Origin of the sequence: Rhodococcus erythropolis NBRC 15567, assembly GCF_001552595.1 — a bacterium.
Classification (GTDB): Bacteria; Actinomycetota; Actinomycetes; order Mycobacteriales; family Mycobacteriaceae; genus Rhodococcus_F; species Rhodococcus_F erythropolis.
In genome coordinates this window covers 1-14,690 of record NZ_BCRM01000048.1, presented here as the reverse complement: position 1 = coordinate 14,690, position 14,690 = coordinate 1, and the positions used below count along the sequence as shown (strand labels likewise).

At 61.9% G+C, this 14,690-nt stretch carries 12 protein-coding genes and 2 pseudogenes; 9 read left to right on the top strand and 5 right to left on the bottom strand.

Features of this window, described 5'->3' with window-relative positions; translation table 11 throughout:
- Both RE4_RS30960 and RE4_RS30205 read left to right on the top strand, forming a co-directional pair.
- A pseudogene (locus RE4_RS30960) lies at window positions 1–153 on the top strand (integrase core domain-containing protein); the annotation flags it as partial.
- A gap of 530 nt (window positions 154–683) precedes the next feature.
- Window positions 684–1,280 carry a recombinase family protein gene (locus RE4_RS30205; protein WP_060939882.1) on the top strand — a complete coding sequence of 199 codons (597 nt, stop codon included), beginning with the start codon at window positions 684–686 and terminating at the stop codon, window positions 1,278–1,280.
- Between the two features lie 376 nt (window positions 1,281–1,656).
- On the opposite strand, the gene RE4_RS31750 is transcribed toward RE4_RS30205, so the two are convergent.
- The 3 genes from RE4_RS31750 to RE4_RS30195 all read right to left on the bottom strand — a co-directional run bounded on the left by RE4_RS31750 (window position 1,657) and on the right by RE4_RS30195 (window position 3,779).
- The gene (locus RE4_RS31750) at window positions 1,657–1,788 is read right to left on the bottom strand and encodes a hypothetical protein (RefSeq protein WP_255246896.1); all 132 of its coding nucleotides are present in this window, start codon (window positions 1,786–1,788) and stop codon (window positions 1,657–1,659) included.
- 178 nt (window positions 1,789–1,966) lie between these two features.
- Entirely contained in the window at window positions 1,967–2,728 is a 762-nt protein-coding gene (locus tag RE4_RS30200) for a hypothetical protein (protein ID WP_060939881.1), read from the bottom strand.
- Between the two features lie 571 nt (window positions 2,729–3,299).
- Complete coding sequence (locus tag RE4_RS30195; protein WP_024488263.1) at window positions 3,300–3,779, bottom strand: hypothetical protein; 480 nt, start codon at window positions 3,777–3,779, stop codon at window positions 3,300–3,302.
- A gap of 488 nt (window positions 3,780–4,267) precedes the next feature.
- Between RE4_RS30195 and RE4_RS30190 the strand changes: the two genes are divergently transcribed.
- The gene (locus RE4_RS30190) at window positions 4,268–4,510 is read left to right on the top strand and encodes a hypothetical protein (protein ID WP_143542714.1); all 243 of its coding nucleotides are present in this window, start codon (window positions 4,268–4,270) and stop codon (window positions 4,508–4,510) included.
- A gap of 820 nt (window positions 4,511–5,330) precedes the next feature.
- Here the strand turns inward: RE4_RS30190 and RE4_RS30185 are convergent.
- Window positions 5,331–7,166, bottom strand: coding sequence for a cutinase family protein (locus tag RE4_RS30185; protein WP_162267918.1), 1,836 nt, complete (start codon window positions 7,164–7,166; stop codon window positions 5,331–5,333).
- 892 nt (window positions 7,167–8,058) lie between these two features.
- Here RE4_RS30185 and RE4_RS30180 point away from each other — a divergent pair.
- From RE4_RS30180 to RE4_RS31425, 5 genes and pseudogenes are all read left to right on the top strand, one after another.
- On the top strand, window positions 8,059–8,418 hold the full coding sequence (locus RE4_RS30180) for a hypothetical protein (protein WP_024488160.1): 360 nt from the start codon (window positions 8,059–8,061) through the stop codon (window positions 8,416–8,418).
- A 300-nt stretch (window positions 8,419–8,718) separates the two neighbouring features.
- Window positions 8,719–9,378 (top strand): hypothetical protein, encoded by a 660-nt coding sequence (locus RE4_RS30175; protein WP_024488159.1) that lies wholly within the window; start codon window positions 8,719–8,721, stop codon window positions 9,376–9,378.
- A 300-nt stretch (window positions 9,379–9,678) separates the two neighbouring features.
- The gene (locus tag RE4_RS30170; RefSeq protein ID WP_235867983.1) at window positions 9,679–10,281 is read left to right on the top strand and encodes a helix-turn-helix transcriptional regulator; all 603 of its coding nucleotides are present in this window, start codon (window positions 9,679–9,681) and stop codon (window positions 10,279–10,281) included.
- Complete coding sequence (locus RE4_RS30165) at window positions 10,278–11,480, top strand: sensor histidine kinase (RefSeq protein WP_060939878.1); 1,203 nt, start codon at window positions 10,278–10,280, stop codon at window positions 11,478–11,480. Before RE4_RS30170 ends, RE4_RS30165 begins: the two co-directional genes overlap by 4 nt.
- Window positions 11,465–12,576 (top strand): annotated as a pseudogene (locus tag RE4_RS31425) (DUF8320 family protein). Before RE4_RS30165 ends, RE4_RS31425 begins: the two are co-directional and overlap by 16 nt.
- Window positions 12,577–12,587: 11 nt before the next feature.
- Here RE4_RS31425 and RE4_RS30155 read toward each other — a convergent pair.
- Complete coding sequence (locus tag RE4_RS30155) at window positions 12,588–13,016, bottom strand: hypothetical protein (protein ID WP_143542715.1); 429 nt, start codon at window positions 13,014–13,016, stop codon at window positions 12,588–12,590.
- Window positions 13,017–14,151: 1,135 nt separating this feature from the next.
- Here RE4_RS30155 and RE4_RS30145 point away from each other — a divergent pair.
- A partial coding sequence (locus RE4_RS30145) for a hypothetical protein (protein WP_155717004.1) occupies window positions 14,152–14,690 on the top strand: 539 nt, incomplete at its 3' end.

Below are 14,690 nucleotides of genomic sequence, written 5' to 3'. Positions count from 1 at the left end.
AATCAGTACACATCAAAGGATTTCGCATCGCTTTGCAGGAGACTCGGTGTCACGCAATCGATGGGAGCGGTGGGCACGAGCGCGGACAATGCCCTGGCCGAGTCGTTCAACGCGACACTCAAACGCGAAACACTGCAAGGCGCAGCCCGCTGGGGACCTATGGTCGCAAACTTGTTCGCCGAGGCCGGACTGAGCGAGTGCTCGCGAGCCGGCTTGGATTGCCCGGGATTTGGCATAGGCCTGCTCGAAATCGTGGTTGTCGGTGTCCCGACCATCGTGTGGCTGATGGTGACAGCATCCGCTACTGTTGCGATCCTTTCCTCGAAACTCCGAGCTCGCGAACGAATGTCGTGGGTGATTACGGCATGGGTCACACCTGTGGTCGGCGGAGTTCTGTGGTTCATTCACGCAGGCGTTCGTTCGTCCGCAACATCAACTGACCGCACAGATTGACCTCAACGAATTTCGCACAACCGTCCTCAGATCGTTTCTGCGGGTTTCGGTGTGCGTTTTGACCATCGTCATACCGGACGATCTCGAACACGCTCCTACGTGCGATTCACCTGGGGAAATTTCTGCGCGTTCCGTCCATTTTGCTGTCCGTTGAAATAATCCGATATGGCATAGTTTCTAACGGACGATTCGTCCACTGGACGTCGTGAACGGCAAAAATCGGGAGTGGAATGAAGATCGGCTACGCGCGTGTGAGTACGGCGGCTCAGGATTCGTCGATTCAGGTCGAACTTCTTGCCAAGGAAGGCGTCGGCCGAGACCGGGTCTACGTCGATCACGGAATCAGTGGCCGGCAGACACAGCGACCCGGACTCGACAATGCGATCAACGCCGCCCGCGAAGGCGACGTCTTCTGCGTGACCAAACTCGACAGGCTCTCCCGATCAGCGAAGGACCTTCACGAGACTGTGGGGCGACTGGCGGACAAGGGTGTGGCGTTGTCGATCGACGGGAAGATCTACGACCCGACCGATCCGATGGGAAAAATGTTCATCGGCGTCCTCGGGCTGATGGCCGAATTCGAATCAGACCTGATCCGGAGCAGAACGCGGGACGCTGTGGCCGCGGCCGCGGCGGCTGGCAAGATGAAAGGTCGTCAGCACAAGCTCACCCCGGAAGAGCGTGCGTACCTGTTGCAAACGTACGAGACCGGGCAGTTCAAGATCGAAACACTGTGTAGGAACACAGGTTTGAAGCGTTCAGCACTGTACGCAAACATCGAGTTGGCACGCACCGAACGGGATGCAGGAAGACTTCCGGCACTCTGATCTCGCCCGTCAGTCGATCCAGCATTTCCACGGCCGCGACCTGTTTATCGAGCGCTCTGTGCCAAATAATTCCGAGAGTCACGGAGCTACGCGAGGGTCTCGACCACCGACAGAGCGCCGATCCGCAGAGCATGCGCTTCAGCCTCGGCCGAGGTGTGCACCGGAAAGCTGGAATATCTTCCGGCCGTGGATATTCGCACAATCCGATTGCCGGCACCCGATCGGCAATGACCGCTTCTGCGCCTCTGAGATCCATCTGCTCGACAACTGCTCCCTGCGCGCGGGACCGTCGAGTTCGGATCCAGCGCGGCGGGAGCAGTTCCTGCCGAGCCCACACTTCAGCGGCATTTCGTTCGTGTCAGCCCGAAACTGATGCTCAGCTGAGCGAGTTCAGGGCGGTGATGAACGAGACGGCGGTGATGCCGAGCTTGAGCAGTTCGCTGACCTTGCCGAGATTGAGATCCTCGCGCGATTCGGTGCTCAGCGATGCGGTGTCGAACGATCCCATGAAAACTCCTCAGAAATTATTGATTGAACGGTAGTGACCAACAGCGGAGCAAGAAGGGGGCAGACCCCGGATGCACCGGGCTCCGCCCCCTTCTTCGGCTTGGGGCTACCAGTTCGCCGGGCGGTGGCCGTTCGTGACCGCTACCGCACCCACCGAATGTCATGCCCCGGCCGTTTCCCTAGCTGCCGAAGATGTTGCCGAGATTGCCGAGCGAGCCGGTGCCGGTCTCAGTCTCGGCGTCCTTCTTGGCGAAGTTGGTGGTGCAACCGTTGAACGTCACCGCATCCACGAGAGTGGAGGTTGCGGCCGAGCCGCGGCCGATACTGATGCCGTAGTGGTCGACGACAGCATTCGGCTGCGCTTCGGCGATGGCGTCGAGGCTCACGCGCGCGAAGTCCTTTGCGCCGTCGATGTTCTGGGTGCTCCACCATTCGCCATCCTGAAGGCTGACATGGACGGCTCCGTCGGTGGTGTCCGGTGCGGTGACTCCCGGAACCCACACGAGGGTGGTGAAGCCGGTGTCGGTGAACTTTCCGCCGGTGGTGCCGCTCAGACGCAGCTGGAACGATGCCTTCGCCGTCTCCGCGCGCTCGGCGAAGCCGATTTCGGTGTCGAGGATGTCGGCAAGCTTCACACCGCCCGCCGAGTGATACGACACGGAGCGCTCTTCGACGCCGTCGACCTCCAGCTTCAGGGAGCCGTCCTCGTCAAGAACGTTCTCGGCCGAGTACGAGGCAGTCTGGTCCTTCTCGTCCTCGAACGGGATCCCCCACCCGTTAGTGCTGGTTTCGGTGGAGGTCGCATCGCACGTGAAGCCCGGCGCCGCCTCGTTCGAGCCGAGAGAACCAGTGGGCAGCGCGCCGGCGAAAGCGGGGGCGACCAGAGCTGCGGAGCTGACGAGTGCGGCGACGATTCCGGCGCGGCGAGCAGTGGTGGACATACGAGTTGAACCTCTCGATAAGGAATGCAAAGATCAGCAAAAAACTAGCACAGACTGTCCGGTTTGTGAATGTTTAACTATCGCGTGACCGTAATTCACACACAACCGGAAACCGTTGTTCGGTAACGTGTTTCAGTTTTCGGGCCGTGGTTCCAATTCTCATAGAATGGGATAGTGTGTCCATTGGCGTTCGTCAGCGCGGTTCTGCGTTCACCGGAGCCGGCCCGCGCCGCGATGACCCCGACTCCAACCTTTCGCCATTGGCGGGAATCGTCGTCCGAGACACGACCGAACGAAAAGGGGCTCCACCGGAAAGGGAGTGAGACTTCGCCGGTGGAGCCCTGGCGCACTGACAACCATGACAGAAGCCAGCGCACCAAACAGGGCCGTCAACGCTCATGCGTGAGACCGGCAAGCCCCGGCGCCATCCTCTCGGGGTTGAGTCGAGAACACGGCGACGCCATCGACCCTACGACCCGGAACAGGCCGTAGCGTTCCGGACACACCGCCCTGCTGACCATCGGTGTCCGTTTCCGTACGCCGCAGTTCCGTTTCACACGGCAAGGTGGGGTCAGGACGACCCGAAGAGATTTCCGAGGGAACCGCCCGGTCCTCCCTCTTCCCCCGTTGTCGCGGTAATGGTGAACGTGTCCGCCTGCACCATCGAGTTCACCCATTCGGAGTTTTCGTTCTCCGTCGTCGTGCATCCGGCGTAGAAGACATACGTGCCCGCGGCAAGGTCATCGACGGTGTACGTCTTGGTGTCACCGGGCAACACGGGATCAGGGTGGGTGTCCCAGTTCGAGGTGCCGATATCGAAACCGGCGGGGAAAACAGTTGTTGGTGCAAGGTCGGCGGTCAGCACAGTCAGGCCGCAGTGCGAATTGATCGTGTTGGTGTTGGTGACAGTAGCGCTGAACGTGTCACCGGCGATGCTTGTCTGGACGGTCGGGGTCTGGGGGATGACCACGTCGGCCGACGCGACTGCAGCTCCGGCAATTGTCGTCGCGGCGATCGCTGCAGTTGTTGTCATGAACTTTCGAAGATGCATAGTTTGTCCCTTTTCTCTGCAGATCGGTGACGGCCGAACCGGCGTCAGTGGGGGCTGCCGAGGCCACTCTGGTGGGGTCGTCTGATGGGTCGTCCACTCGACTGCTCGACCGTAATACGCACGTCAGAGCTTGCCGAGACCCCAAAAATGGGGGGCGAACGATACGGGTGTGCGGTGAAAGTCCGTCTGTTCGAACTCGACACCGGTAACTGCATGGTTGTCCACGCGCGATGCTCGTATCTGCCCAACCACGCTTGCCTGAAAATCTCGACCCAGGGTTCTGGAAACGCTGCCACCGCCCAACCAATAGCTTGTGGATAACTGATCCCCGGTGATGTGATGCTAAAGTCCGATTGATCAAAGATTGCACCTGTCTTCATCAGGTCGGGACCGAATGGAGTCTTACGTCCCATGCCTGAAATAGAACTTCCCTCCGGTACGTCGTGGAGACGGTACGACTGCTGCCAGGCCGAGGTGAGGCAGCAGTGGTGAGTAGATTTCGCCGTGACGCCGCCATCCTAGCCGCGTACCTCGCGCAATTCGAGAACACCGAATCGAACTGCACGGACCCTCACACTGCCGCGACGGCGCTCACGCCCGAGGAACATCACCAGCGTCGACGCGACTACGCCGACAGCCTCGCCTGGGCGACCGCGAAGCAGGTCAACGATGAAGACATCGCGGCGCTCACCCAGATCCGGCAACGCTACGGTTTCCCACCGCAATCGTGAACGTCGGCGGCCCGACGCGCCGGCAGAGACTCGTCGCCGAGAAATAACGAAAGGAACCCGATCGATGAGCGAAGGCTACTTCCGAACCCAATGCCGAGAATGCGACCTCCTCGTCTACGAAGGACCCTGGATCCCACCACGAGAGCGTCACCTCCTGCACGAGCACCATCGCACACTCTGTACAAGTGCGCCGCCTACCGCCCCGACACCGACGCCTCCCACCGCGGTGAACACCACAAGGCCCGCCCCGCTGTTCCTCCTGCCCACTGCGCATCGGGAGCCCAGACCGCGAACACGCTCATCGCCCGCGAAAAATGGACGGCTACAACGAGTGCAGTAACGCGGAGAGGACCATTGCCGATCGGAACCGGGACATACCAGCCTGTCGATCGAAGCCAGGCCTTCACGCCCGTTAAACGCGGGCGACATGTCGCTCGGCAGGGGTTCCCATACGAGGTGAGAACAGATGACCGCCGCGCACCGATCGCATCACTCCACGGGCATCTCTGGCACCGTCGGCGCGCCTGACACACCTCAGAAATCGGGGAACCTTTGTGCAGTAGTGGGTTTCGCAGTTATGTTTCCTGTGGGCGCCCGTCGACCGGCTGGTCACTCGACGGGAGGCGGGACGCCCGCCTCCCGGACCTGTCCCACATGCACCTCCCGCTTCGCCGGGCGGTGGGCGCTGCCATGGATCGCTCTCGCGTCTGAGTGCCCCGCCAGCGCGATTCCGGGGGTGGGATGCGTCAGACGGAGACGACTGTTGTCCCGGTACCTTTTGCAGCACCGGGACAACGATCGCTGACACGAAGGTTGTTCGTCAGCTCCCGAAGATACTGCCAGAGCTGCCGACGCTTCCCGTCCCGGAGCCGCTGGGAACGTGCACCGTCGAGCCGTCGACGACATACCCTAAGGGTCCATCGGTAGCCGGCGTATCAGTGACGAGGATCGGTAGTCGGTACACGCTGCCGTCGTCGCCGCGCAGTTCCAGATGATGCTCACCGGCAGGAACATTCGGAACGACGAAGTCGAGGATCGCCACGCCGTCGTCGTTGACCTCGAACGTGCCGACCTCGACCGGATCGGAGAACAGCGTTCCGACGAACTTGCCCACCTTCGTCACCTGTCCCACGGCGCCGCGAATGGCGACGAACCCGGCCCACAGGTGTGTACCGGACTGCACGACAACCTGATCGGCACTGAGCCCGCCGTGTGAACGTGCCACCGCGGTGTGCCCCAAAGAGTTGAACAGTATTTGACCACTGCAGTCGGTGCCGTACTGCCAGGCGTTGCTCACTGCCGGGCATTGCATCGACAATGCCGAGTACAGGGTGTGGGTCATGGTCTGCGATCCGAATTTCGACGCAATCGCTTCGTGAACGGCCAAAGAACTGGTATCACACACCAGATCACCGATCATGCAGATCGAGGACACAAGTCCGGCGTGAGCATCCTTGAATTTCAGTGCATCAGGGTCAGCGATCGACGCCGAGACCGAGGCACCGGAGCCGTTCGTCGAGCCCAGCTTGTTCCATCCCCCGACGTTTTCGGCGCGGTTGGGTTGATGAGAGGGATCGCCGATGACGACGATCTTCTTCACCTGCGTGAACAGCGACGTCTCACCGCTGCGGTGGGCGTTGCCCATCGTCTTGTTGATCACGTCGGCGCCCTGGGAATAGCCGGCGAGCACCACGGACGCCTGATGGCAGTGCGAGGCGATCAGCCGCAGTTCCTTGGCGAGGTTGTCGGCACCGACCGCGACGGATCGTTGGTACCGGTCGATGTAGGAGAGGTCGAGGAGATTGACCGGGATCGCGGGATAGCGGATCGCCCGGGCCTGCATCGATGCGATATCTGGGGTGCCGGATTCGCCCTGATGGTGCAGTTCGTTGAAGACGGCTTTCACCGGTTCCCCCATCCCCGTGGTGCGGGCGTTGGGGCCGGAATCTTTGGTGTAGACAGGATCGAAAGTGGAGGACTCGTACTGTTCGAGCGTCTTGTCCTGGTCTTCGCCGGAGCCGCGGACGCCGACGAAGTACACGTCATCGCATTCGGCGGGGTTGGTCGTTTCCACTGCCGCGGAGATGGCTGCGGCGAGCTCGTCGGTATTGGTGGCGGTGAAGTACTGCCCGCCGGTGGCATTGGCGATGCAGCTCAGCTCGCTCTCGGCATTGGTCGGGGCGTTGAACCCGACGGCATGGACGCGGAAGTCGACACCGAGATCGTTCTTGATCTCTTGGGCAACGGCACAGGGGTTTCCGCAACTGCTCTGTCCGTCGCTGATCAACACGATGGTGCGGTCCCCGCTGGCCGGCAGGTCACGCGCTGCTGCCCGCAGGGCGTCCGGTGTGGGGGTACCGCCGTCGGCGGAGAGTTGCGTTGTCGCGGCATTGAGTTGGTCTTTGTTGTCGGTGGCGACAGGAACCAACAACCGGCCACCGTCGCCGCAGCTGCCGCTGAAACTACGCAGCCCGGCCGCCTGGCCGGGAGCGAGCGCGTCGATCCCGGCGCGCAGCGCCTCTTTCGCTTGCGTCAGTGGGGATCCCGACATCGATCCCGAGGTGTCGACCACGAACAACACACTCGACTGCCGTAATTCTTGTGCCTGCGCTGCCGGTACCGAGATCGTGGCCATCGCCACCAACAAGCTCAGCACAGCAATCACAGTATTTCTTCGCCGCCCGGGCCCGAATCTGGTGCGCCCGGGAGCGGGCCGCTGGTGCAGTCGCGTCGTCATGTGTTCTCGTCGTCCCTTCACTGCCGTCGATGCACCTGCGCAGTGAGGTGCGGGGTCAAGTCATATGCGCTGTTTCGCCGCAGAGCGGACTTGTCGAATGTTTCGGTACGGTCGGGCGTAGCGGTGTGCCGGTTCCGGAGTGTTTTCGTACCTCGTTAGCGTCACCTAATCAGATGTATCTCAGTCGACAGCCCACCCCTCGCGCATGCCCCCAATTCTGTGGTCTCCCCATACACGCCCCCGTGCGATATCTTCCGGCGTACACGACGATGCGGACGCCTCCCGAAGGGGCGTCCCTGGAAGCTGTCCCCCGCTCGTATCACCGAATGTGTATGCGCCGTAGTCGCTGTCAGCATCCGTCGACCACACACTCATCGCTGGCGCCGCGAAGAGTCAGCGGCCGAGCGACGAGGCATCTGTTGCCCGATCTCGTGCATGGGAGCAACTGGGTTCGTCCTATGTCGGATGAAAGTCTCGACGCGCGCCGAGTCGCGCGCGCGACTGCTCGATGGCGGGCGTCTTCGTGTCGTGGTTGTCGGGGCCTGAAACGGGGTAACTACTGGTACACACTGTGACGAACTTGTGTGTGCGCTGGGACTGACGAAACCACTCGGCGTGCACGTGCACCCCGCGTCTCATCTCTCGGGAGGACCGCATGAAATATCATCGCCGGGTAGGAATTTCCCCTCTGCCGTCGTCGGCGTCACACGACGTTCCTCTCTCACTCGCACGGTCGACCCGACGGGTCGCTCTCTGCCGAAGAGTAGGGATCGTCGTTCTGGCGATCCTTGTAACTGCGGTCGTCACAAGCATGTCCCGCGCTTCGGCGGGACCCGTCGACACTGTGCTGCCCATCCCGGTCGCCGGCCTCGCCACCGGCCCGACCGGGCTCGGTGGGCCTCTGGTCGGGCAGCATGTCACGGCCACCACCGACACCGAACGGCCCGGAATCACCGAATTCCGTGGCACCGAAGGCATCTGTGCGTGCATGGTCCACTGGCGCAACTTGACTACCGGCGTTGCAGGCACCTCGAACTTGTGGTTCGGGCTACCCGCTACCGGGGGAACAGCGATCACCGGTTCCGGTGTCCTGGTTGCCACCGTCACCACCAGCGGCGCCGGAAGCCCGATCACCGTTCTCCCCGGCGCCGGACTGTGGATCGTTCCCTGACCGACTACTGCGCCCTCAATCCTCTTCTTTGAAAGGGCGCCGAGCACGTGTCACGATTGCACGGCCGCCGTGCCAACATGCGCTCGGCCTGTCACCGTCGGAGGCAGGTGCGCGGACCTTACGGCCGTTTACATTCGGTGACAATGTCGGTCAGAGGCGCATGCACGTACTGTGCCCCCAATTCTGCTGTCTCGCGGCCGACTTCTACCCGTTCTACGGTCGAACGATGACGTGCGAACGCTGAGCCGCCCCAGGTTTTCGGCATCGCTGTACTGTCCACAACGGGGTGAGGATCACCGCATGAACGCCACCGGCATCAGACCGTATCTCGTCGTCCGGGCCATCGGAGCTGTTCCGATTCTGATTGTCGGCGTCAAAGGGATCACCGGTTTCTACAACGACGACATCGCGTGGATGCTCTTGCTGACCGCCCTCGGCCTCACGGTGTGGTTTGTCTCGGATCGGATGCGCAAGAAGAACACCACCTGGGACAGCCTGCGCGCATTCGCCGACCGACATACCGGTGGATCCGAAAGCCCTGCCGCCGAGTCTGTCTCGGGGTACGGCCGATTCGCGCTCGATCATGCATTGCTGTTCTCGGCGCCCGTCCGCAGCGCCCTGATCCGGGAGCATCTCCTTCACACACTGCAGCCTGGTCCTGGGCCCTCGGCCCAACACTTCGGCCTGTACCTGATCGAGAACACCGACCGGCGGATCAGTGTGCGGTTCGGCTCGGTCGCAGCGCCCGACTTGTTCACTGCAGTTATCTCCCTTCAAGACAATGCCTCACGTGCAAGTGGGCGCCTCGACTTCGTCTCCGCGCACTCGCAGCACGGCGTCCTGGTCGCCGGCGAAACGATCGAGCGCCTCCGCCGCGACATCGCCGACGCCGTTCGATCGCTCGCACCGAACGCCTACCTCGCCGACACGCCCGTCGCCGGCGCGATCATCAGGATGTGACCGACGAGAAGCAGACATCATCACCGGCACCCACTGTCGTGACTGAATCCATTCCCGTCTCGACCTGCCCATCCGCGCTCGTGGCGGACCAGATGCCTGACATATCAGCGAATGGTCCCGCGCTGTGCACTGCGCCTGAGAACACCCGCAAACCGACTTCCCGTTCCGAACTCCCTGCTATGTTCTGTCGATCCTGTTCACACGCGCAGCGGAGTCCACCACGTGACCGATACCCCCTCCTACTCCCCCACCGACACGGTCCACCGCATCGGTGTAGTCGAGGACCATGAGGCGGTCGTCATGGGCCTCGAGGCGATGCTCGCCCCGTACCCGTCCCTGTCCGTGTGCGCCTCAGCACCCACCGTCTCCGCACTACTCGCGCAGGAGGTCGCGTTGGATCTGGCGATCCTCGACCTACGCCTCGCAGACGGATCGTCCCCGAAAACCAACGTCGACGAGCTCCGCGCCGCGGGTCTGGAAACCCTCATCTTCACCGGCGCCGAGAACCCGTACCTCGTGCGTTTGGCGGCCAAGGCCGGGGTTCTCGGTGTGGTGCGCAAATCCGAGACCGTCGATGTCGTCGTGGCAGCGATCATCGCCGCCGCCGCGGGCGAACCTGTCGTGACCACGGAGTGGGCCGCTGCCGTCGATGGTGACCCCCATTTGGCCGAGGTCGATCTCAGCCCGCGCCAGCGTGATGTGCTCGCCCTCTACGCCTCCGGGGAAAAGGCCGACCGCGTGGCTCGCCTGACCGGATTGACCACCCACACCGTCAACGACTACCTCGGCCGTATCCGCGCCAAATACGCCGACGCCGGGCGCCCCGCGAACACCAAAACCGACCTCTACAAACGCGCCGTCGAAGACGGGTGGCTTCCGGTCCCCGAACGCGGACTGCGATGACCGGCCCGGCCGTGCTGTCCCCCGCGACGGGTGTCGGCCAGGAGAACACCGATCGCATCCTGCGCATGTTCGCCCGCTTCACCAGCGTCGGCTACCTCGCCTACCTCGCACTGCTGTACCCCTCGATCATTACGACGACGCCGCACATGCATCGATGGTGGACACCTCTCGCTGTGCTGACCGTATTCGGATCCGGCATGCTGCCCGGCCTGCTCTCCTTCCGCCGCAGCACCGCAGCGATGCGCTCGGCGGCCGCCGTGGCCGCACTGGTCTTCCTCGCGGCCGCGTTCACCTGGCCCCTGGCATGGACCGGGGCCCAACTGCCAGGCGATGACGGCGTATGGCTGGCAGCCTTCCCCGGCCTGGCCAGCCTCGCCGGCGTCATCGCCTGGCCGACGAGCGTTGCCTTTATCCATCTCGTGATCGGCTGTACCACAGTGCAAATGATCAACCTCGCCGCCCGAGTCAACGCATCAGCGTCGATGCTCGTACCGGACATCACGTTCGCGATCATGTTCTGCACCCTGTTCGTCGGCGGCGCCGCGATGGCACTACGCACCGGCCGATTGCTCGACACCACGACCGAGTCCACCCGCGCCGCCGCCGCAAGCGCTGCCGCCCAACGGGCCCGCGCCGTCGAACGCGAACGCTTCGACGCCCTCATCCACGACGGAGTGATCGCCACCCTCCTGACCGCCTCCCGGCCTGTGCACCGACACAATGTCCGTGCCCTCGCCTCAACGACCTTGCGTGAACTCGACGAACTGCACACCGTCAGCGATCCCGATCAGTCCATCGGCCTCGACGAGACCCTCGCCCAACTACGCACCGCTACAGTCGATATCGACCCCAACGCCTCGTTCGTCGTAACCGGCACCGAGACTGCAGAAACCTTGCGGATTCCCGTGAGCATCGTCCGGTCCATGAGCGGTGCGCTCTCCGAAGCACTGCGCAACAGTCACCTCCACGCCGGACCACGGGCCACCCGAACAGTCACCGCCGCCTTACAGGCCGACAGCATCGCCATCACCATCGCCGACGACGGCGTCGGATTCGACCACGCCTCGATCCCCCCACACCGCCTGGGCATCGCCGTCAGCATCCTCGGACGAATGCGACCCATCGCCGGTGGATCAGCGCGGGTGGACTCGCGGCCCGGACGCGGCACCACCGTGCACATCGAATGGACGGCGCCATGACCGACGACCGCACCGCATCGAGCGCGAACCATCACACCTCCGACACCCGCGATGTCCGCGAACTCCTCGGGCTGCGCACCACTGCAGCCGCTGTAGTCGTCGGCGCGTTCATCGCGACGTTCCTTCTCCTCGCGCTCACCACAGCCCCCACAGCAAAGTCGTTGTGGGCCGAAACATCAGCTTGGATTGTGGTCAGTGCCGCCGCGGTCACCCTCATCCGGACCGCCGGTGATCCTCTCTGGTGTTCGCGGTCGTACCGATCCCGATCGACGGTCTATTACAACTCTGGCCTCTCTCCGCCGCGACCGCGATCTACACCTATATGTGTGTCCGCGGACGGACTTGGTGGGCATGGCTCGGGATGACCGCCACCTTGGCGAGTTGCGCCTGGTGGGCGCAACGAACCGGACAAAGCGCCGGCTACGGCATCGGAATCTCCGCCATCAACCTCGCCCCACTGTTGATGGCGACGTTCTTCGCCTGGACCATCCGTCCCGCCGCCCGCGACATCTTCGCACTGCGCGAACAAACCATCATCCGCGTCGCCGCCGAAGCCGCCGACACCGCAATCCTCGACGAACGCGACCAACAACTGCGACGACTCGACAACTTGGCCCGCCCCCTCCTCCAACACCTCGCCACAGACGAGGACATCACCGACGAGCAACAACTGGCGTGCACCCTCCTCGAAGCGCACCTACGCGACACCCTCCGAGCCCCCATTCTCGACACCGCCGCCATCGCCGCCGCAGCCAGGGCAGCACGTGCACGGGGAGTCGACGTCATCCTGCTCGACGACCACGGCATGGACCAGACCGCAGACCCCGTCCGCGAACAGATCACCACTGCAGTCCTCACAGCGCTCACCGAAGCCGCCGACGGCACACTCACCGTCAGAGTGTCTCCCCCACAACGCGATACCCTGCTGACCATCCTGCACCGACGCAGCGACGACACCACCCGCAGCGAATACGGGCAGGACGGACTCGCCCTCCTTGCCCCCGACACGCTCATCGATCTGGCCACCGCGTCGCTCCTCTCGAATCGGGCAGAGGGGACCACTCGCGGAGGCGACGACGCGCTGGACGAGCCGTGATCGGATTCGGACTACCGCTGGTTGAGTCTGTCGAGGAGCTCGTTGAAGGAAGCCTCGAAGGTCGACAAGCTGCTCTTGCAGTAGTTCGCGGAACCCGTTGACATCGAACTCATCCCACACCCGGCGTTCTCAAAAGCCTGTGCTGATTCGCTGACAGTGAGAGCCTGGCCCTGAACCGAACCTGCGGCGATACCGACTTGAGTAATCCTATGCGCAAAATCGGCTTTATCCTCCACTACAGCCAAGCAGTTACTGCCGTGTGCCTTCGTGCACCTGATGTCGGCAAGTTCTTCGCCGTCTTTGCAGAACTGGCTGCAAAGACGCTCGAAGCGCGTGGCGCTGGACTCAGTAGAGTTTTCGTTCCCACATCCGGTGAGCAACACCACGCCAAACATCAGAGCACCAACAGCAAGGGCGCCGACCGAGCTACTTCGCGTCATGAATATCTCCTCTACTTAAATTCATTATCCATCCTGGACCAGTCCGCAGTGGTGCGGCGAGGGGATGCCTCCATTAACTGCATCGTCGACCGTAGAGAAAACGTGGCACCCCTCTGATTGACAAATACGGGGTTTGGTCCTGACGGTAGCGCGGAATCTGCATCAGTGAAGTAACAGCCGATAACCCTAGCGCACTACCGTATTCACTTTGAGGCATACCCGTGGTGGCGTTGCCCAAGGCATCGGATAAGGCACCAATTTCTTCTGGCATTCGAGGGCAAGTTCCCGGAGGAATCGGATGGACAGTCGACCCCGCCATCGGGCTCACTCAGCACACAACTGCTCGACCCTGCGCTCTCTTACGTAAGGGTAAAGAGTATCTGGTCGTTGATTTACTTATTCACGACGGCGTGTGCCCCTACTTTTGCCGTCTCGGCGATCCCTCCAAGTTCAGCTACTGTCAAAACTCTCTCACCCGCTCAACCTCACGAACTCCAAACCTGAACATGCCTTTCGGAGGAACCTATGGCGTTCGAACTTCGCCCCTATCATGTTGCGCGAGCCCTGACAGTACTGTTTGCCATCCCTGCATTCTGGACATTCTCGGTCGAAGGAGTGACGACAACCACGGAGTACGACCTAGCGACAGGAAAAGCCTCGTCCAGCAACGACTTCGGGTCGCAACTGGGCGGTAGTATCGTATGGATTATCCTCGCAGTCGCATCCGGTATAGCGGCCTGGTACCTGGCAAAGAACCGCGTAGCATGGCCCGAATCCATCAAAGCGCAATTGCGGCAGTTCAAACTCGTCCCGCCCACAGCAAACCCGAACAGCACTCACCCTTGATCGACAATCTTGGCCTGGTTCATCGTGAGGTCACCAATTAGAGTTCGCCACACACGCTGCGTCGATCGTGGAGATGCGTGCATCGACTAATCAGTGCGTGTATCGACTAACCAGAAGGGTTCATCAACGCATGGTCTCGAGGTTCCAGATCGCGGCGGTTGTGGGTATCGCTGGGGCTTTGACATTGTCCGGTTGCGGTGGCTTCGACGATTCATTGTCGGGATCCACTAATAGGACCCCAGCTGATTGGGCACTGACTTTCGGTGGGGCTGGACCAGTGGTGGCCGGAATGAGCGAAGCGGACCTTCTTGCCCAGGGAATTACCCCCGCCGGGGAACCAGTGGACGGGTGCATGCGCTACTCGATCGGCAACTACGGCGCAACCGTTGAAATATTCACTATCGACGGCAAAATAGTCGGCGCTAATAGCACCTCGACATCAAGCGGGATCACATCCGCGTCGAGCGAACAGGACATCAGAACTGCCTATCCTGAAGCTACTTTCACTTCGACGCCAAATTTCAGGTCACCGCAAAACACCGATCTGCTAGTTAGCGATCCGAACCATCCTGACCGATATTTGGCCTTCTCCATCGGAGCAGACGGTTTCAATCATTACGAGATTTGGAGTGGTACGAAAGAATTCGTCACCGAACCATTTCTCATGTGCACAAACGCAGGAAATTCAGTCGCCGCAGCCACCTCGTCAGCAGTTTCTACCACGAGCTCCCCTACCTCAGCAGGAGCGATAACTTTTGGCGGCTACGGCAACATTGTCACCGGCACCGTGGAATCAGAACTGGCCAGCCACGGTATCGACGAAACTAA